The organism is Tenacibaculum geojense, assembly GCF_042676005.1.
GTDB classification, from domain to species: Bacteria; Bacteroidota; Bacteroidia; order Flavobacteriales; family Flavobacteriaceae; genus Polaribacter; species Polaribacter geojense.
This window is the reverse complement of sequence record NZ_JBHTJR010000045.1, coordinates 170,433-187,683: the sequence shown is the minus strand read 5'-3', so window position 1 is coordinate 187,683 and position 17,251 is coordinate 170,433. Positions and strand designations below refer to the sequence as shown.

The following is a 17,251-nucleotide window of genomic DNA, read 5'->3' as shown; positions in this document are numbered from 1 at the left end:
ATCAATTTATTTTATGAAACAAATTTTTATGTATCTGGTAATGGCTTTAACAAGCTGTTCAACAGAAAATCCTGTTGTTTTTTCAGAAAAGGCATTAAACGATACTTTTATTACTCAAGACAGTAAAAAAATAAGGTTTGAACAAATAATTAACCAATACAAAGGAAAAAAAGTAGTAATTGATGTATGGGCTTCTTGGTGTGGAGATTGTATTAAAGGAATGCCAAAGCTTCAACAATTACAGCAAGATTTTCCAGAGGTAGTTTATTTGTTTTTATCATTAGATTATACGATAGATGAATGGAAGTTTGGAATTAAAAAATATCAGGTTCAAGGAGCGCATTATTTAATGCAGTCTGGCTGGAAAGGAGATTTTGGGAGTTTTTTAGGTTTAGATTGGATTCCAAGGTATATTGTGATAGATGAAACTGGGGAAATAGCAGTTTTTAAGGCTGTTCATGCCGATGATGAAAGAATACTTGGTGCTTTAAAAAATTAATGTACATTAGTACGAAACACATAAATCCCTTAAAAATGAGAAAATTATTAGCAATTGTAACCATTTTTGTTTTGGTAGGCTGTATCAATACAAAAGAAGAACCAGTACCGTTTTCTAGTGAAGCATTAGCAGATACTTTTATTGGAGAAGATGAACAACCAATTACACTTCAAGAGGTGTTAAACAAGTATAAAGGAAAAAAAGTAATGCTAGAAGTTTGTGCTTCTTGGTGTAAAGACTGTATTTTAGGTTTACACTACGTAAATAAATTAAAAGAAAAATACCCAGATGTAGCCTTTGTATTTTTGTCGTTAGATAGAACTTTACCAAGATGGAAACGAGGTATTGAACGATTTGATTTTAATGGGGATCATTATTTCTTAAAATCTGAATGGGACGGAGCTTTTGGTGAATTTATCAATTTAGATCAAATTCCTAGATACATGGTAATTAATGAAGTTGGTAATATATCATTAATGAGAGCCCATAAACCACAAGATCCTAAATTAGAGAAAGCCCTTCAATAAACAAAAATATATATCATGAAAAAACTAACCATCATAAAATCAATATTAGCAGTATTAACAATTTTCGTATTTACAGCTTGCGGAACTTCTTCAAAAGGAGAAAAATTACCAACAGGCGCATTAAAAGGTAAATTTTTGACTTTAGATGAAGAAGAAATTCAGTTTAAAGAAATTATGCAAAAATACGAAGGTAAAACTGTTTTTGTAGAAGTATGTGCCTCTTGGTGTAAAGAGTGCATACTAGGTTTACCACATATTAACAAGTTAAAAGAGAAGAATATCGATGCAGTATTTGTATTTTTGTCGATAGATAGAGATGTAGCACAATGGAAAAGAGGAATTGAGCGATTTGATATCAAAGGAGAGCATTACTTCTTGCCAAGTGCATTAAAAGGAAGTTTTGCTCAAAGTCTTCAAATTGATAAAATTCCAAACTACATGGTCATCAATAAAAAAGGAGAAATTGTGGTTTCTGGAATAACAGATCCTACTGATACTCAACTTAAACAAGCTTTAGAAAACAACTAACTATGAGACATAAAATTGTTGCAGGTAACTGGAAAATGAACAATAACCTTATTGAGACAGAAGAACTTATTAAGGATTTAAAAAATGAATTAAAAACAGTAAAGCTAAGTGAAGAAACTAGGGTAATTATAGCGCCAAGTTTTGTAAACTTACATGCAGCAACAAAAACAACAGAGGAAAGTTTAATTGAGGTTGCTGCGCAAAACATGCATTTTGCTGAAAATGGAGCCTACACAGGAGAAGTGTCTGCAGCAATGTTAACCTCTCTAGAGGTAAAAACTGTAATATTAGGTCATTCAGAAAGAAGGTCTTATTTTAATGAGGCAGATGATATTTTAGTTAAAAAAGTAAATACTGCATTGAATAATGAATTAGAAATTATTTTCTGTTTTGGTGAAAGTTTAGAAGATAGAGAGCAAGATAATCATTTTAAAGTAGTAGAATCTCAGCTTAAAAATGCATTATTTCATTTAAAATCATCAAATTTTACTAAAATAGTGTTGGCTTATGAACCAGTATGGGCTATTGGAACAGGTAAAACGGCGAGTGCAGATCAAGCTCAAGAAATGCATAGTTTTATCAGAAAATTACTAGCAACTCAATACAATCAAGAATTAGCAAACAGCGTTTCTATTTTATACGGAGGTAGTGTAAAGCCTGCTAATGCCGAAGAAATTTTTTCTAAACCAGATGTTGATGGAGGTTTAATAGGAGGAGCATCATTAAAAGCAAAAGATTTTACAGCAATAATAAAAGCAATTTAATTGGATAATATTTACATAGAGTACAATTTTACAGTACAACCAAAAGAGCCAGCAACCGAAATTTTAATAGCAGAACTAGGTAATGTTGGTTTTGAAAGTTTTGTAGAAAATGAAGAAGGAGTAACAGCTTATATTCAAAAAAACGAATGGAGTGAAGCTGTTTTAGATGATATTTTTGTGTTAAACTCACCTGAGTTTACAATTGAATTTACATTAAAAGAGGTTGAACAAACCAATTGGAATGCAGAATGGGAAAAGAATTTTAGTCCTATTCAGGTAGATAATATTGTAAGTGTAAGAGCACCCTTTCATGAAAATCCAAACTTACCCTATGACATTGTTATAGAGCCAAAAATGAGTTTTGGAACTGGTCATCATGAAACTACACACATGATGTTGCAACATTTAATCGATTTAGATTTAGAAGGTAAAAAAACATTAGATATGGGTTGCGGAACAGGTATTTTAGCAATTTTTGCTGAAATGAAAGGTGCTCAGCCAATAGACGCTATTGATATAGATAATTGGTGTTATATCAATTCATTAGAAAATGTTCAACGTAATAAATGCAATCAAATAAGCGTTTATGAAGGAGACGCAGCTTTATTATCAGAAAAAAAATATGATGTTATTATTGCAAATATTAACAGAAATATTTTATTGCATGATATGCAAACATATACCAATTGTTTAAATAACAACGGGGTTCTTCTATTAAGTGGTTTTTATAAGGAAGATATTCCTATTATAGATGAAGAAGTAAGTAAATATAATTTAACACAACATAAAGTTATTGAACGTAATAACTGGGTTGCTGTTAAATATGTTAAATAAGATGAAGATGAGTACAATTGAAAAAATTCAAGAAGAATTAGATGTTCTTTTACAAGAAGAAAAAGAACATGAAATCATTTTGTATAATGATGACGTTAATACTTTCGATTTTGTAATTGATAGTTTAATAAGTGTGTGTGAACATACCTTAGAGCAAGCAGAGCAATGTACAATTTTAGTACATTATAAGGGTAAATGTACTGTAAAAACAGGATCTTATAAAGATTTAGAACCTCGATGTTCTATGTTGTTAGATTTAGGATTATCAGCAGAAATTCAATAATTAAATGGAAAATGTTTTAAGATATTATGAGTTTTCTGATTTTTTTAAAGATGAATCTGGAACTTTTTCAGGAAATAATATAGCGTACACAGAGCTTAATAGTGAACATTTTTTAATTTTTGAGCAAGAAAATGAAAACTATAACCTATATGTATCAAAGTTTTCTTCAAAAAATGAAATTGGTAAATCTTCACCAGAAATTTTAGAAACACTTGTAAATAAGTATGATAAATCTAAATCTGAACATAGGGTTGTTTTAAGAAAGTACTTATATTAAATTTTTAAAACGTTTTTTTGAAAGTTTTTTACTTTTTATGTGACCAATTAAAAAATATGGTGTCATAATAGTGTAATACATTAAAAAAGACGTTCATTAAAATACATAATCCCCAAGGCAAGCTTCTTTAAGTAAGTGTCTTAGATAATACATATTCTGAACAAAGAAGCTTTTTAAAAAGACAAAACAATATTTAAAATAGTAGTAGTTAGTTTTTATACTAAGTTTGGTTAGACGAAGGGCCTTGAGCGAAAGTTCAAGGTCTTTTTAATTTATTTAAATATTGTTGTGACCAATTAAAAAATAATGTGTCTTACTAATGTAAGAGAAAAATAAATGTTCATTAAATAATATAGTATTTCAAATAATCCCCAATTATTTAAATACACACAATCCCCAAATCAAGCTTCTTTAAGTAGGTTACTTAGATAATATATATTCTGAACAAAGAAGCTTTTAAAAAGACAAAACAATATTTAAAATAGTAGTAGTTAGTTTTTATACTAAGTTTGGTTAGACGAAGGGCCTTGAGCGAAAGTTCAAGGTCTTTTTTAGTTTATTATAAATATTGTGACCAATTAAAAATAATGCTTCTTATTAATATAAGAGATGATAAACGTTCATTAAAATTATACCATTATAAAGTTTAGACAAGAAACTTTTACATTAATAGAAATTATTTTTATTATAATTAATCTATGTGACTTTTTAAAAATTAATGTGTCTTAAAAGTGTAATAATATTGTAAATGATCATTTGAATTATTTGAATATATGTTTTTAATAATCCCCAAGAACTTTAAATGCATTTATTTCCCACTATAAGCTTCTTGAAGTGAGTAAGTTTTTATGAAGAAGAGTAAAGAAGCTTTTTTTAATTGAATAGTTATAGTAGATTTAAAAATAGTAGTAGTTAGTTTTTACACTAAGTTTGGTTAGATAAAAGATCTTGATTTTTTTTTCAAGGTCTTTTTTTGTGACTTTTTAAATATTTAAGGGTCTTAATTATGTGATGTTACTTTAGTGTTTTCATAAGTTTAAAATTTTATCATCATATATCTCCATATATTAGCTTCTTTTAGTAGGAAACCCCTTGGTTGGTATATTATTTACTACCCTCTGAAAAAAGAAGCTTTATTTTTTAAATAAATTTTTATACTTAATTAATGAGAAGGGTGTGTACATGTATTTTAAATACCAAGGAATAGTTATTTAACTTGGTAGTTATTATTCAGTTTTCATTGCGTATAATTTCTGTTTGTTTTTTAACAAAACTTTAATGTTTAATTTTTTAGTAATTAATGTATGTTAATTTATTTTAACAAATATGTTATGTTATTTTTTATTTTTTTAAATATTAGGGTGAAAATTGTTATTAGTATAAAGTTTGCATTTTGAATTTATAAAATTATTGGTCCTTTTGATTTTTGGTAAGATAATTTGTTTGGAAATATTATTCTTTTAAAGCTCTATTAAGTTTATTTCATGTTTGTATTTTTTAAATTCTGATTATTAGTTTTTTAAATGTGTTGTGTAGGCTTTTATTACAGCTTGCTTTATTTGTTGTATGATGAGTTAATTTTTTTTACAAGTTTTTTTTATTTCCTTTTTGTTGTAATATTAAACAATTAAGTTCTATTTTAAACATTTATCATAAATATGTTAGTATTTTAACTTATGTTAATTTGTTAATATATTCGTAATATATTTGTTAAAATTCTAATTATTAACAATCAAATATTTAAAAACAATGAAAAACTTTAGAATTCCCCGAGTGGCGCTATTATTATTAGGAGCAAGTTTCTTTGCTTGTCAATCTGAAAAAACAGAAATGCAAGAAGATTTGCAAAATGGAATTTCTCCAGAAATTGTATCTAAGTTAGCTGATTATGACATGAACACTAACGGTGTTACAAAGGTAGACTTTTTGTTACCTGACGGAAGTACTCAGCCAATGTATCAAGTAGAAGGAGATATTCACATGACTGAAAAACAAATCAAAGGTTTAAATTCAGTACAAGGATTATCAGCTAGAAACTACCATACTAATAACTTAGTAAACCAAAACACAACAATCAATATAATTGGTTACACTGGTGGAGGTGGTTATGGTTTATCTAGTAAAGAGAGAACTGCTTTACAATGGGCTGTAAACAATTATAATAGATTAAACTTATCTATTAGTTTTAACTTAACTTATGGAACAAATTATGGTCCACAAGATATGGTTGTGTATCACAATCCAAATCAAAATGGTGCTGGAGGTTCTGCTGGATTCCCAGAAGGAGGTAAGCCTTTTAAGTTTGTACAAATTTATGGTTTAAACAATTACGACACTAATGTTGTAGAGCACGTAATAACTCACGAGATTGGTCACTCTGTAGGTTTCCGTCATACTGATTGGTTCTCTAGACAAAGTTGTGGACAAAACGTAAACGAAGGTACAGCAGGTGTTGGTGCTAACCCAATTCCAGGAACTCCTTCAGGTTACGATCCAACTTCTGTAATGATTGCTTGTTTCAATGGTTCTGATGATGGAGAGTTTGGTCAGTACGATATTGTAGCGTTAAACTATTTATACTAATTAGTTTAGTTAATTTAGAAAAGAAATCCCGAGCAATGCTCGGGATTTTTGTTTTAATAGAAAACTTTTTGAGAAAAATCAACTACTTGATAGTTTTTATCTAATAATTTTACCTTAATCATTGGGTATTTTATGGAGTTGTCTGGGTTTTCAACACTTAAATTAATGTCTTGCGTATTTACTTCAGTTTCTTCTTCGTTTTTAATTAAATAATATTTGTTGTTTTTAAAACGAAGAGTCACTAAATTAGAAGCTAATTTTACTTCATCTTCATTAAATAATTCAACTTCAATGTATTCTGTGCCATGCATTTCATAAATGTCAACCTGAACATTATAACTTTCTTCGGTTCTTTCTACATAAGAATAAAAAATAGTTCCGTCTCTATCTTGAGAAAAGATACTTGTTATTGAGGTTAGGGATAAAATTAATAAAAGGGTAATTTTTTTCATTATTAAATTTTTTACAATGTTAGTAGAAAAATTAAAACTAACAAAAGCATTTGTTTTATAATTACAAATAGTGTTCCAAAGTAGATGCAAAATATTTTTTTGGAAGAGTTGAAGAAATTAAAAACTTAAGGGTTTGTTGAAAATAATAGCTTAAAGTAAATTCTTAAACCAAAAAAACCATACAATTTATTGTATGGTTTTTGTAATTTGTGACCTCGGCAGGATTCAAACCTGCAACCTCTTGAGCCGTAATCAAGAGGATTGATATTATTTCTTTATGTTTTTTGTTTGATTCACTTGAATAAGCCTTGGTTTTAAAGGGTATAATTGTTTTCAAATATAATTCTATTATTTGTTTGTTTTGTAGTTTTTTGTGCAAATGTTATGCAAATTTTGTGCAAATGGTTATTTTTATAGAAAATGTAAAGCATGGTTTTAGCACGAATATCAATTGTTTTAGATACTAGAAGAAAAAAACTAAATGGAGTTTATCCTGTAAAAGTTAGGGTTTATCATAAAGCAACCCAAAAAACAAGACTTTACAGCTTAGGGATAGATTTAAACAAAGATGATTTTGAAGATATTTGGAAAAAAAGAGATTCAGTTAGAGGGCGAAAAAAGAAAATTAGAAGATTATTTCAAGAGGCTGAAAACAGGGCAAATGATTTAATTGATGAAATGGATGTTTTTGATTTCGATATATTCGAGATGAAGTATTTTAGAAAATCAACAGATAAGAATAGTGTTAAATACCATTTTGAAAGAATAATTCAAGGTAAAAAAGAACTAAATAAGATTAACACAGCAGATTCTTACAAGTACACAATAGCATCATTAAAAGAATATAGTGAAGAATACGCAAAAAATAATGTAGGTATTGAAAAGCTTACTTTTAATCATATTACGGTAGATTGGTTAAAGGGGTATGAAAAATCAATGTTAGAAAGAGGAAAGTCAATTAATAGCGTTGGTATCTATTTAAGAACCTTAAAGGCTGTTTTTGGCTATGCAGTAGATTGTAAAGATATAAGTGAAGATATAATTCCTTTTGGTAGTGCAAAAAAAGGAAAGTATCAAATCCCAAAAGAAACTAAAGTAAAAAAGGCATTAACTTCTTTACAATTAAAAACATTTTTTGATGCTGAGGTGTTAAATGATAGTGAGCAGGAGGCAAAAGATTTTTGGTTTTTTAGTTACTTTTCAAATGGTATGAATTTTAAAGATATTCTATTACTTAAACATTCCGATTTAGATAGTGAAAAATTTAGTTATTACAGAGCTAAAACCATTGATAGACTAGCTGAAAAACAAGCAATAAATGTGTATTTAAACGACTTTACCAAGCAGGTTATAAGTAAGTATGCTAACAAAAATAAAAACGGCTATTTGTTTAATATAGTAAGCTTAAAAGATGATGTAAATGAAAGTCATAAAAAAGTTAAAAACTTTACTCGAAAAGTAAATACATACATTAAAAGAATAGCAAAAAGAAACGGTTTACCAAATGATATTTCGACCTATTGGGCAAGGCATTCTTTTGCAACTAATTCTATTAGAAAAGGCGCATCAATGGAGTTTATGATGGAAACATTAAATCATAGTAGCTTAGATGTAACCAAAAAGTATTTTGCAGGGTTTGAGGATGAAACCAAAAAAGAGTTTGCAAAACGATTGTTAGATTTTTAAAAGTATCAATATCTTTATTGCTAAAGAATAAAAGACGTTATGAATAAGGAGATTTTTAAAGATGGTTTTATTAATTGTCTAAACTTATTTGAAATACCAGAAAAATATAATTTATGTTTTTTAGGAGTACAAACTGAAATATTTGAACAGTTTGAGCATTATGATTTTTTAAGTGTAAAAGAGTTATTAGATAAAGAGGTAAATGTTGTTAATGAAATTCGGTATGTTAATAATTTATCTATTCGTGATTTATTAAATGAGTTTATAGATGATGAGGATTTGATAAAGAATATGATTAACAACGATACTGGATTTGTAAAGTGCTATTTTATTACTGGCGTAATACAAGATTTATTAATTGATATTTATAAAAAAGGTAAAGGTTTAGCAATTTTACCTTTTAAAATGTATGAAAATGAATATTCTAATTTATTAAAGGGGTATTTAAAAAATAGTTTTGATAATGACGAGTTAGATTTTATAAAACAAGAATTAAGTAAGATTGATTTAATAACTGTAGAGTTAGATAAATCAATTTATAATAAAGTTTTTATTAATGGAGTAGGAGATGAGGATTGTGATTTTAAAATCATGTTAAAGTCTAGTTTAGAAAAAAGAAAAAGGTTTTTAAATAGTAGAAAAGAATATGTCTTGAATATTGTTAAAAAGGAACTTTTATTAAAAAATGATAATAAAAGAAACTATCTCCAAAAAATAGAACATTATAAGGAGTCTTACAGTTTTTTTGCTTTAGAAATAGTTAAAGATAAATTCAATGAAGATAAGCAGATTAATAGTTTATACTATTTGGATAATTTAAATCATTTCAAATCCGATTTGTTAAAAAGGATTGAAGTAAATAAGGTAATAAATGTTCAAGTAAAAACAGAGCTAAAATTCTTTTGCAATGATATATTTAAAATATTTAATGATATTTTCAGTCTTTTTAACATTATAAACAATTATTCTTTAAATGAAGATAATAGCCAAAACTTAAAAAATGGGATTAATAGGTATGAAAGTTATATTGAAAATGATTTCAATGATTTAGAACGATATGTTAATTACTTAAAATCATGTTTGTTTTATTATTCTAGTAAAGAAGTATTGTTTATAAAGGGTTTTTTTACTACTTCAATTAATGAATTGATTTTCTTTTTTAAAACTGAATTTGGTATTCGATTAAATGATTCTCCATTAAAATTAAACATAAGTAACTTTTTAACTGCTGTTGAAAATAGTGTTTCGGTTAGTGAATTAAAGCTGTTAGATAAAGATGTGACAATAAGTAGTAATAAACCAAGTGAAAAACAAAACAATGTTTTGGAGTCTTTAAAAGATGTGTCAAGTATTGATTTAAGAAAAAAGATAGAAGATTATTATAGCTTTTTGTTGGAGGAAGATGAGAATAAAAAGAGACAAAGATTATCAGATTCAGATTTTAATAAATTTGTTAATTGGTTAGTTTATTTTTATGAAAACGATTGTAAAGTGCCTGAAATAGACGAACCAATCAATGATATCTATGCTAATAAAGGACTTATAAGATTCTCGTTAATGGACTTTTACAAAAATAAGATGGCTAAAGGTAACTATTGTGATGCTTTATTTGATTTTTATAGGTGTGTCTTTTATCCTTATCGTAATGAAAATACGGATACTATAAAGAAAAACAGAGTGCTTCCCGAATACAGAAAAATAGTCAATAGCTCTAATTAATTCCAAAGGTTACGTAAAACCGTAAACTCGTATAATTTAACCGTATTTACGTTTTGAAGCTTTGTGTTATAACATTTAAAACAATAACACATGAATTTAGAAACGTTATCTTTTGAAATGCTACCACAGGCAGTAGCAATCTTACTTAATGAGGTAAGTGAATTAAAAGGTTTATTAAAAAAAGAAAAAGAAACTAAGCCAAGTCAAGAACCCGAAGAACAATTTTTTAATGTTCAACAAACTGCTAATTTTTTAGGCTTAACCACAGCAACCATTTACTCAAAAGTTTCAAGAAATGAGCTGCCAGTAATGAAAAGAAACGGACGTTTATACTTTTCAAAATTGGAGTTATTAGCTTATTTAAAAGAGGGGAAAGTAAATCAAGAAAACTCATCAATTACAGATGAGCTTGAAGAATTATTTAACTTAAATAAAAAAGGGTTGCGCAATGGAAAATAACCAAATGAACAACCCGAATAAAAGACAGGGTAAAGTTAGTGAATTAAAAGCAGTTTATAAGGCTTTTTTAGAGAAACCCCGCACGATGAAAGAGGTAACTATTGTTACTGGCATTGTAAGAGAATCAATATGTTGGTATTGTAAAGAATTAAGGGAATCAAGCAGGTTGTTTTTTTTAAGAAAACGTAGGTGTACTATTACAAAAGAATTAGTTAATGAGTATACTACAAACCCTGATTTAGTTGAAGATGATAATCAATTAGATTTGTTTGATTAGTTATGCCAGTAGATTATACAACCTTATTACTAAGGGGGTGTAACGCTGATGAGGTATTAAATAACCCTTTGCTCGATTTTAGTTTGAATTATAATGAGCATGGGGTTGTTATTGATAATAAAAGAGTTGCAAAATATCATTTTTGTAAAGTAATTGTTTTTGATAATGGTACGGTATTGTTTAAAGGTAGTTTGCATAAAATGTATAACTCAATAAAAAATATACGTGCGCCAAATTTTAGTTTAAATAATACTTATAATGGTTTTAATGGTAATACATTTACCTTAGAAAATATCAATTTTATTATCATGCACCTTGAAGTGTTATTTCAGTTGTCAAGGCATAATTTTGTAATAAGAAAAATAGAAATAGGGTTGAATATTCAAGTTTTTTTCAATCCTAAATTATTAATAGATGGACTTTTAGAGATAGGAGGTAAACCGTTTGAATTTAAGTATAATAATCATTTTGCAGTTTGTGAAAAAAGTGAGTATTACTTAAAAGTTTATGATAAAAGTAATCAATACGGTTTAGAAACCTCAACTATAAGAATAGAGCTTAAATCAAGAAAAACAAGGGTATTTCAAAAGGCTAACTTTAATACATTGGCAGACTTAACGGCTTGTAATTTAGATGTTTCTTTAAATAAGCTTTTAGATTGTTGGAATAAGGTTTTAATGTATGATTTTACAATAAATGAAACATTATTAACTACAAGACAAAAAAACGCTTTAAATAATAAATTTCAGCACGTTAAATACTGGCAAAGTTTATCATCAAATAATAAAGATAAGCCAAGAAAAGCCTTTAATGATATAGTAAAAAACTATTCAGATAATATTCAAGAACAAATAGCTCAAACAATAAAAATGACTAAGATTTCACACTTCAATTAGATAGTGATTTCTTAGTCTTTTAATGCATCCTTTCTGTATAAATTAGAAAATAAATAACTCCTATTATACTTGGGATTACAATTAAAAAGGTAACAAGTAAATTAGTGTTTCTTCTTACTTTTTCCATCTTACTAACTAATAATTGATTAGTAAGTAAAATTTCTTTTTGGATTTCGGTTTCAGTATAATCTTGATATTTCTCAAGAAAAACTTTTTTTCTAGGGCTTAATTTTTCTTTCCCTTTTTTATATTCAACTTTTTTAGAATTTTCCATAGTTATATTATTAGTTCGTTTTGTTGCTAATTTACAAACTAAATAATTGATAGTTAATAGGTTTTTCCCTTTGTTTTTCGCACTATAAAAAGATTAAAGATTTTTTTCAGATACCTTATGCGTGTAAGAGTGGAAAGGTTTGTTTTAAAAAGCTAAAAAATGCTTTTTGTGTCAAATTTTGTGCAAATGGAAAATAAAAAAAGGGCTTCAATCTCTTGAAACCCTTGTAAACGTTAGTGACCTCGGCAGGATTCAAACCTGCAACCTCTTGAGCCGTAATCAAGTGCACTATTCAGTTATGCTACGAGGCCGTTTTGCGGGTGCAAATATAAGAATGTTTTTTAAAATGTAAAATATAAATTAAGTTTTTTTTAATTTTCTACTTCTAATTTAAAATCTTCAACAGTTTTTCTAGCTTTTTCAAGGTCTGAATCTAAAATAAACACTTCTACAGATTCTTCTAAAACCCCAAAACCAGCAAGTCTACCAGATTCTTTTTTATCTTTAATAATACTTTTTACACCTATTTCGTCTAACATTAATTGTAGTTTGTTTACTAAAATGCCAGACCCTGTATATACTTTTATATGTTTGCTCATAATTATAATTTTTAATCTAAAGCATTCATAGTTACATACGCACGCCAACCAATAAGGGCGAGTTGTAGTTTTGAAGCTTTAGCAATGTCTATTTCTTTTTTAGTTAAAGAAGGCAGTAAGCTTTTATTTAACTTTGCAATCAATTTAAAGATTTGTTTTTTCATCTTACTTTAAATTAATAACAATAACTCCATTTTTGCCTTTTTCACCATATTTATCTGTTGCTTTTTTATCTTTCAAAACAGTAAGGCTGCTAATAGCCTTAGGATTGATTTTTTTCAACCTTTCATATGGGTATTCAATACCGTCAACAATATATAATACCTCATTAGCATTTTTAATACCGCTATTTAAAAGTGTTTTTTGATGTTTATCGGTTTTAATATTTTTAATTTTTAAGCTGTCAATTTCTTGCCCATAAAAAGTAAAAGAGGTTAGTAAAAGCGCAATTATAAATATAGATTTTTGCATAAAAATTCATTTTATATAAAGTTACACAAAATGAATTAAAGTACGAAGAAAAAGACTTCGTACTTTTTAATTCCAAATAATTAAACGTTTGTTTTTTAAAATATACTGGTAATAAAATCAACAGTAGCATTAGCAATTTCAAGTATGATAATAATCATGTTTTTAGTAGTTTTTAGTTAGTAATTTAGTTTAATTCCGGAATTGTTTTTTCAATATATAATTTAGCAAGCTTAGCGTCCAAATATTTATATAAAAATTAATTATTTTGAGTTGTTTTCTGAAGTGTAAAATGAGTATATGGTTATAATTTAATACTATTATACCTTTATTTATGTTTTATTTTGTAATTGTAAAATTTAATTTATATATAAAAATGTAATATTCTAAAGGGCTTTTTTTAAGCCAGATTAAAAAGTAAAGGGATTTATATTATTAAAAAGTGTTTTTTTGCCAAATTCATCATTTATATTTTTAAAAATGATATAAATTCAGTTTGTAATTTGGGTACTTGGCTTTGGTCAAAAAAGTTATCTTCGCAAAAAATATTTTTATGAGTATTGTATATATTATTGGAGGTTTAATTTTATTAGTTTTAGGAGGTAATTGGTTGTTAAAAGCAGCTGTTGGATTATCATTAAAATTAAATATTCCAAAAATTGTTATTGGTATGACGGTAGTTTCTTTTGCTACCTCTGCTCCAGAATTAATAGTAAGTGTTAAATCAGCTCTAAACGGAGCTACAGGTTTAGCAGTGGGGAATGTAATAGGTTCTAATATTGCTAATTTGGCTTTAGTTTTAGGAGTCACTACCATCTTGTCTAGTATTGATGTAGAAAAAAGTTTTTATAAAACAGATTGGCCAGTAATGATGATAGCTTCTTTAATGCTGTATTTTTTCATTGTATTTGATCGAACAATTCAGCAATACGAGGGAATTATTTTATTTGTAACATTAATCGCTTTTTTAGTGTATTTATTAAGATTTCAAAAACAAGCGGTTGTTGATGAAATGCCAGAAGATGATGAAGCTTTGCCATTATTTAAAATAGTTTTGTTTTTAGCAATAGGAGGTTTTGGCTTATGGGCTGGTTCTGAATTATTAATTAATGGCTCAACAACACTTGCAAAAAAAATGGGTGTTTCTGATGCTGTCATTGGTGTAACAGTTGTTTCTGTAGGGACAAGTATACCTGAGTTAGCAGCTTCTATTATAGCGGTTCTGAAAAAAGAAAAAGCAATTTCTTTAGGAAACCTAGTGGGATCAAATGTATTTAATATTTTGGCAGTTTTAGGAATTACAGCCATTATTACACCAGTAGAAGTAAAAGAAGATGCTTTAAGCTTAATAAATAATGATATTTATTGGATGTTAGGAATTTCATTTGCAGTATTACCATTGGTTTTCTTTCCGAGAGGTATGCGTTTAGGTTGGCGTGATGGAATTATTTTATTAATATCTTATGTTATTTTTGTATCACTTACCATTATGTAACATCTTGTAAAGTTTAAACATAAAAAAAACCTGCTGAAAGCAGGTTTTTTTATGTTTATAAGACTAGCTTATTTAATGTTTGCACTTTTTACAGTTTCAACAATTCTACCAGCTACTTTATATGGATCAGCGTTAGATGCTGGACGACGGTCTTCTAACCAACCTTTCCAACCTTTCTCAACAGTAATAATAGGAATACGGATTGAAGCACCTCTATCTGAAATACCATAACTAAAATCGTTAATAGATGCAGTTTCATGTAATCCTGTTAAACGTTGGTCGTTATATTCACCATAAACAGCAATATGTTCTTTCGTAACAGGTCTAAAAGCTTCGCATACTTTCTCATAAATTTCTTGGCTACCACATGTTCTTAATAATGTGTTAGAGAAATTCGCGTGCATACCAGAACCGTTCCAATCACCTTTAACTGGTTTTGGGTGGTATTCAATATAATAACCGTATTTTTCTGTTAATCTATCTAATAAGTAACGAGCAACCCAAATTTCATCACCCGCTTTTTTAGCACCTTTAGCGAATAATTGGAATTCCCATTGTCCAGAAGCAACCTCTTGGTTAATTCCTTCAAAATTTAATCCAGCAGCTATACATAAATCAGCATGCTCTTCTACAAAGTCTCTTCCGTGAGTGTTTTTACCACCTACAGAACAGTAGTACATACCTTGTGGTCCTGGATATCCTCCAATAGGGAAACCTAAAGGTAACTGAGTATCTTTGTCCATGATAAAATATTCTTGTTCAAAACCGAACCAGAAATCATTATCATTATCATCAATTTTAGCTCTTGCATTAGTAGGGTGAGGAGTTCCATCTGCACTTAAAACTTCGGTCATAACTAAAAAACCGTTTTCACGTGCAGGGTCTGGATAAATGGCAATTGGTTTTAATAAACAATCAGAATCATTACCTTCTGCTTGTTTTGTAGAAGATCCATCAAAAGACCAAATCGGACAGTCTTCTAATTTACCACTAAAGTCATCAATAACTTTAGTTTTACTTCTCATGTTTTGAGTTGGATAGTAACCATCTAGCCAAATGTACTCTAATTTAGATTTACTCATTGTGTTGTTATTAGTTTTATTAATTGACAAATATATGTTTTTAACTTTTTATATGATTCGTTTTTTTTTTGATATATCTGATTTTTATGATTTTACAATAAAAACTTTCTAAAAATTAAAATCCTTTTAAAAAGGTGGTATTTTTTAATTTTAATATTGAATTTTTAATGATTTAATTACTTCTTTTTTAAATAATAAGGAATTTTACCGTAAATGAATAAGGGGGATTTAAAGGGGATAGTACAGGAAAAATCCCCTTTTTATTTTTTTTAAAAGCAATCATAAAAATGAACGAAACCTCTTGTAAATACAACGAAAATGTACTTATTTAAAGCATTTTAATAGATGTTAAACCGCATGGTTATTAAAATGAAAAGTTAAAACATAGGAAAACTTTTATATTTTAGCAGTGTTATAACAAACAAACTATATATAGTTATTATAGTACAGTTTTGTAAACTGATGAAAATGTAATAGATACTCCTTACCATTACATTTTTTTCCCTTTAATTTTATTTTACCCTTCAAAATTTATTAAAAGCATTCCCTTTGAGTCATGTTATAAAATCGCATGGTTTAAGTTTAATGGTATGCCAAATTTTTAACTAACGTATTTTAAAATTATTTAATCATGAAAAAAATTTTATTTATAGCTTCATTTTTAGCTACAGGAGTATTATTAGCTCAATCAACTACACCAGCACCAATATCAATCGTTAAAGATGGAATTTCTAGCGTAGGAAGAACACCTATAGACTGTGCAGATTGTACAGTAGACCAATTATCAGGTAAAGTAATGGCTGTTAACCCAGGAGAAAACAAAGTGAATATCGAACAAATGGGATTTGATAATGCTGCTGTTGGACACCAGAATGGGGGAACAGGCAACGGATCTATGATTTATCAAAACGGAACGTATAATTCATCAAGAGTTACTCAATATGGTAATGATAATAGAGGGTTTGTTACTCAATATGGAGAGGGGAATTCGAGTGATTCTTATCAAGCAGGAAACGGAAATTATTCTGATCAGAATGCATTAGGTACTGATAACAGTGCTAGAATTGCTCAGGTAGGAAACGGAAATGCTGCTACTCAAAACCAAACAGGGATGTCAAATGCAGCTTCAGCTAGCCAAGGAGCTGTTGGAAATATTTCTGTTCAAAATCAAAATGGTGAGTATAATAGTGCTGAAGTTGTACAATTAGGGTTTGACAATCAGGCACAACAAAACCAAGTTGGTTCTTTAAACTTTGCAAACGCATATCAAACAGGAGCTAGCAATGTATCTGTTCAAAATCAAGAAACAGAAGACGATGGCTGTAACTTCTCTACAACAAATCAAGTGGGAGATGCTAACAAGTCTTGTGTTGATCAATTTGCAGGAGCAGGTGGAATTAACTGTAGTCTTGTAAATCAGTTTGGAGAAGGAAATAGCGCAGTTGTAGATCAAAATGCTATAAATGCTGCTAATAATTCTTGTGTTTTACAAGTTGGAGTAATGAACAAAGCTCAGGTTATCCAAGGAAAATAATACTAGGAGAGTAGA

General features: G+C 28.1%; 21 protein-coding genes and 1 tRNA gene. 15 read left to right on the top strand and 7 right to left on the bottom strand.

Annotated elements, in window-relative coordinates:
• Positions 1 to 13: 13 nt before the first annotated feature.
• From ACFQ1U_RS08380 to ACFQ1U_RS08345, 8 genes are all read left to right on the top strand, one after another.
• Positions 14 to 499, top strand: a complete 486-nt coding sequence (locus tag ACFQ1U_RS08380) for a TlpA family protein disulfide reductase (protein ID WP_386107248.1) — start codon at positions 14 to 16, stop codon at positions 497 to 499.
• Positions 500 to 534: 35 nt separating this feature from the next.
• Positions 535 to 1,026, top strand: a complete 492-nt coding sequence (locus tag ACFQ1U_RS08375) for a TlpA family protein disulfide reductase (protein ID WP_386107246.1) — start codon at positions 535 to 537, stop codon at positions 1,024 to 1,026.
• A 15-nt stretch (positions 1,027 to 1,041) separates the two neighbouring features.
• Positions 1,042 to 1,554 (top strand): TlpA family protein disulfide reductase, encoded by a 513-nt coding sequence (locus ACFQ1U_RS08370; RefSeq protein WP_386107244.1) that lies wholly within the window; start codon positions 1,042 to 1,044, stop codon positions 1,552 to 1,554.
• 2 nt (positions 1,555 to 1,556) lie between these two features.
• Positions 1,557 to 2,318 (top strand): triose-phosphate isomerase, encoded by a 762-nt coding sequence (tpiA, locus tag ACFQ1U_RS08365; RefSeq protein ID WP_386107243.1) that lies wholly within the window; start codon positions 1,557 to 1,559, stop codon positions 2,316 to 2,318.
• Positions 2,319 to 3,152 (top strand): 50S ribosomal protein L11 methyltransferase, encoded by an 834-nt coding sequence (gene prmA / locus ACFQ1U_RS08360; RefSeq protein WP_386107241.1) that lies wholly within the window; start codon positions 2,319 to 2,321, stop codon positions 3,150 to 3,152.
• Between the two features lie 7 nt (positions 3,153 to 3,159).
• A complete protein-coding gene (locus tag ACFQ1U_RS08355) occupies positions 3,160 to 3,435 on the top strand; it encodes an ATP-dependent Clp protease adaptor ClpS (protein WP_386107239.1) in 276 nt (91 codons plus the stop codon).
• Positions 3,436 to 3,439: 4 nt separating this feature from the next.
• A complete protein-coding gene (locus ACFQ1U_RS08350; RefSeq protein WP_386107237.1) occupies positions 3,440 to 3,712 on the top strand; it encodes a hypothetical protein in 273 nt (90 codons plus the stop codon).
• A 1,749-nt stretch (positions 3,713 to 5,461) separates the two neighbouring features.
• Positions 5,462 to 6,295: a M57 family metalloprotease gene (locus ACFQ1U_RS08345; RefSeq protein ID WP_386107235.1), complete on the top strand. Its 834-nt coding sequence runs from the start codon at positions 5,462 to 5,464 to the stop codon at positions 6,293 to 6,295.
• Positions 6,296 to 6,348: 53 nt separating this feature from the next.
• Here the strand turns inward: ACFQ1U_RS08345 and ACFQ1U_RS08340 are convergent, their stop codons facing one another.
• Positions 6,349 to 6,747: a hypothetical protein gene (locus tag ACFQ1U_RS08340; RefSeq protein ID WP_386107233.1), complete on the bottom strand. Its 399-nt coding sequence runs from the start codon at positions 6,745 to 6,747 to the stop codon at positions 6,349 to 6,351.
• 429 nt (positions 6,748 to 7,176) lie between these two features.
• On the opposite strand from ACFQ1U_RS08340, the gene ACFQ1U_RS08335 reads away from it, so the two are divergent.
• The 5 genes from ACFQ1U_RS08335 to ACFQ1U_RS08315 all read left to right on the top strand — a co-directional run bounded on the left by ACFQ1U_RS08335 (position 7,177) and on the right by ACFQ1U_RS08315 (position 11,784).
• Positions 7,177 to 8,433, top strand: a complete 1,257-nt coding sequence (locus tag ACFQ1U_RS08335; RefSeq protein ID WP_386107231.1) for a tyrosine-type recombinase/integrase — start codon at positions 7,177 to 7,179, stop codon at positions 8,431 to 8,433.
• 39 nt (positions 8,434 to 8,472) lie between these two features.
• Entirely contained in the window at positions 8,473 to 10,152 is a 1,680-nt protein-coding gene (locus ACFQ1U_RS08330) for a hypothetical protein (protein WP_386107229.1), read from the top strand.
• A 90-nt stretch (positions 10,153 to 10,242) separates the two neighbouring features.
• Positions 10,243 to 10,611 carry a helix-turn-helix domain-containing protein gene (locus ACFQ1U_RS08325; protein WP_386107227.1) on the top strand — a complete coding sequence of 123 codons (369 nt, stop codon included), beginning with the start codon at positions 10,243 to 10,245 and terminating at the stop codon, positions 10,609 to 10,611.
• Complete coding sequence (locus ACFQ1U_RS08320) at positions 10,601 to 10,888, top strand: hypothetical protein (protein ID WP_386107225.1); 288 nt, start codon at positions 10,601 to 10,603, stop codon at positions 10,886 to 10,888. The genes ACFQ1U_RS08325 and ACFQ1U_RS08320 overlap by 11 nt, the downstream gene beginning before the upstream one ends.
• 2 nt (positions 10,889 to 10,890) lie before the next feature.
• On the top strand, positions 10,891 to 11,784 hold the full coding sequence (locus ACFQ1U_RS08315) for a hypothetical protein (RefSeq protein ID WP_386107223.1): 894 nt from the start codon (positions 10,891 to 10,893) through the stop codon (positions 11,782 to 11,784).
• 19 nt (positions 11,785 to 11,803) lie between these two features.
• Here the strand turns inward: ACFQ1U_RS08315 and ACFQ1U_RS08310 are convergent, their stop codons facing one another.
• From ACFQ1U_RS08310 to ACFQ1U_RS08290, 5 genes are all read right to left on the bottom strand, one after another.
• Positions 11,804 to 12,058, bottom strand: coding sequence for a hypothetical protein (locus ACFQ1U_RS08310; protein ID WP_386107221.1), 255 nt, complete (start codon positions 12,056 to 12,058; stop codon positions 11,804 to 11,806).
• 237 nt (positions 12,059 to 12,295) lie between these two features.
• A tRNA-Arg gene (locus ACFQ1U_RS08305) sits at positions 12,296 to 12,369 on the bottom strand.
• 60 nt (positions 12,370 to 12,429) lie between these two features.
• Positions 12,430 to 12,657, bottom strand: coding sequence for a putative signal transducing protein (locus tag ACFQ1U_RS08300; protein ID WP_386107219.1), 228 nt, complete (start codon positions 12,655 to 12,657; stop codon positions 12,430 to 12,432).
• Between the two features lie 11 nt (positions 12,658 to 12,668).
• A complete protein-coding gene (locus ACFQ1U_RS08295) occupies positions 12,669 to 12,821 on the bottom strand; it encodes an SsrA-binding protein (protein ID WP_386107217.1) in 153 nt (50 codons plus the stop codon).
• 1 nt (position 12,822) lies between these two features.
• Positions 12,823 to 13,128: a hypothetical protein gene (locus ACFQ1U_RS08290; RefSeq protein ID WP_386107215.1), complete on the bottom strand. Its 306-nt coding sequence runs from the start codon at positions 13,126 to 13,128 to the stop codon at positions 12,823 to 12,825.
• A 550-nt stretch (positions 13,129 to 13,678) separates the two neighbouring features.
• Here ACFQ1U_RS08290 and ACFQ1U_RS08285 point away from each other — a divergent pair.
• Positions 13,679 to 14,620 carry a calcium/sodium antiporter gene (locus tag ACFQ1U_RS08285; RefSeq protein ID WP_386107213.1) on the top strand — a complete coding sequence of 314 codons (942 nt, stop codon included), beginning with the start codon at positions 13,679 to 13,681 and terminating at the stop codon, positions 14,618 to 14,620.
• 68 nt (positions 14,621 to 14,688) lie between these two features.
• On the opposite strand, the gene ACFQ1U_RS08280 is transcribed toward ACFQ1U_RS08285, so the two are convergent.
• A complete protein-coding gene (locus ACFQ1U_RS08280; RefSeq protein ID WP_386107211.1) occupies positions 14,689 to 15,702 on the bottom strand; it encodes a glutamine synthetase beta-grasp domain-containing protein in 1,014 nt (337 codons plus the stop codon).
• Between the two features lie 631 nt (positions 15,703 to 16,333).
• Here ACFQ1U_RS08280 and ACFQ1U_RS08275 point away from each other — a divergent pair.
• Positions 16,334 to 17,236 carry a hypothetical protein gene (locus ACFQ1U_RS08275; protein ID WP_386107209.1) on the top strand — a complete coding sequence of 301 codons (903 nt, stop codon included), beginning with the start codon at positions 16,334 to 16,336 and terminating at the stop codon, positions 17,234 to 17,236.
• Positions 17,237 to 17,251: the final 15 nt, after the last annotated feature.

Coding starts and splice junctions, on each gene's coding strand:
- ACFQ1U_RS08295 (WP_386107217.1), bottom strand. CDS start 12,821: ATGAAAAAACAAATCTTTAAATTGATTGCAAAGTTAAATAAAAGCTTA.
- ACFQ1U_RS08285 (WP_386107213.1), top strand. CDS start 13,679: ATGAGTATTGTATATATTATTGGAGGTTTAATTTTATTAGTTTTAGGA.
- ACFQ1U_RS08330 (WP_386107229.1), top strand. CDS start 8,473: ATGAATAAGGAGATTTTTAAAGATGGTTTTATTAATTGTCTAAACTTA.
- ACFQ1U_RS08280 (WP_386107211.1), bottom strand. CDS start 15,702: ATGAGTAAATCTAAATTAGAGTACATTTGGCTAGATGGTTACTATCCA.
- ACFQ1U_RS08350 (WP_386107237.1), top strand. CDS start 3,440: ATGGAAAATGTTTTAAGATATTATGAGTTTTCTGATTTTTTTAAAGAT.
- ACFQ1U_RS08290 (WP_386107215.1), bottom strand. CDS start 13,128: ATGCAAAAATCTATATTTATAATTGCGCTTTTACTAACCTCTTTTACT.
- ACFQ1U_RS08335 (WP_386107231.1), top strand. CDS start 7,177: ATGGTTTTAGCACGAATATCAATTGTTTTAGATACTAGAAGAAAAAAA.
- ACFQ1U_RS08380 (WP_386107248.1), top strand. CDS start 14: ATGAAACAAATTTTTATGTATCTGGTAATGGCTTTAACAAGCTGTTCA.
- ACFQ1U_RS08355 (WP_386107239.1), top strand. CDS start 3,160: ATGAGTACAATTGAAAAAATTCAAGAAGAATTAGATGTTCTTTTACAA.
- ACFQ1U_RS08375 (WP_386107246.1), top strand. CDS start 535: ATGAGAAAATTATTAGCAATTGTAACCATTTTTGTTTTGGTAGGCTGT.
- ACFQ1U_RS08340 (WP_386107233.1), bottom strand. CDS start 6,747: ATGAAAAAAATTACCCTTTTATTAATTTTATCCCTAACCTCAATAACA.
- ACFQ1U_RS08310 (WP_386107221.1), bottom strand. CDS start 12,058: ATGGAAAATTCTAAAAAAGTTGAATATAAAAAAGGGAAAGAAAAATTA.
- ACFQ1U_RS08315 (WP_386107223.1), top strand. CDS start 10,891: ATGCCAGTAGATTATACAACCTTATTACTAAGGGGGTGTAACGCTGAT.
- ACFQ1U_RS08370 (WP_386107244.1), top strand. CDS start 1,042: ATGAAAAAACTAACCATCATAAAATCAATATTAGCAGTATTAACAATT.
- tpiA (WP_386107243.1), top strand. CDS start 1,557: ATGAGACATAAAATTGTTGCAGGTAACTGGAAAATGAACAATAACCTT.
- ACFQ1U_RS08275 (WP_386107209.1), top strand. CDS start 16,334: ATGAAAAAAATTTTATTTATAGCTTCATTTTTAGCTACAGGAGTATTA.
- ACFQ1U_RS08345 (WP_386107235.1), top strand. CDS start 5,462: ATGAAAAACTTTAGAATTCCCCGAGTGGCGCTATTATTATTAGGAGCA.
- ACFQ1U_RS08325 (WP_386107227.1), top strand. CDS start 10,243: ATGAATTTAGAAACGTTATCTTTTGAAATGCTACCACAGGCAGTAGCA.
- ACFQ1U_RS08320 (WP_386107225.1), top strand. CDS start 10,601: ATGGAAAATAACCAAATGAACAACCCGAATAAAAGACAGGGTAAAGTT.
- ACFQ1U_RS08300 (WP_386107219.1), bottom strand. CDS start 12,657: ATGAGCAAACATATAAAAGTATATACAGGGTCTGGCATTTTAGTAAAC.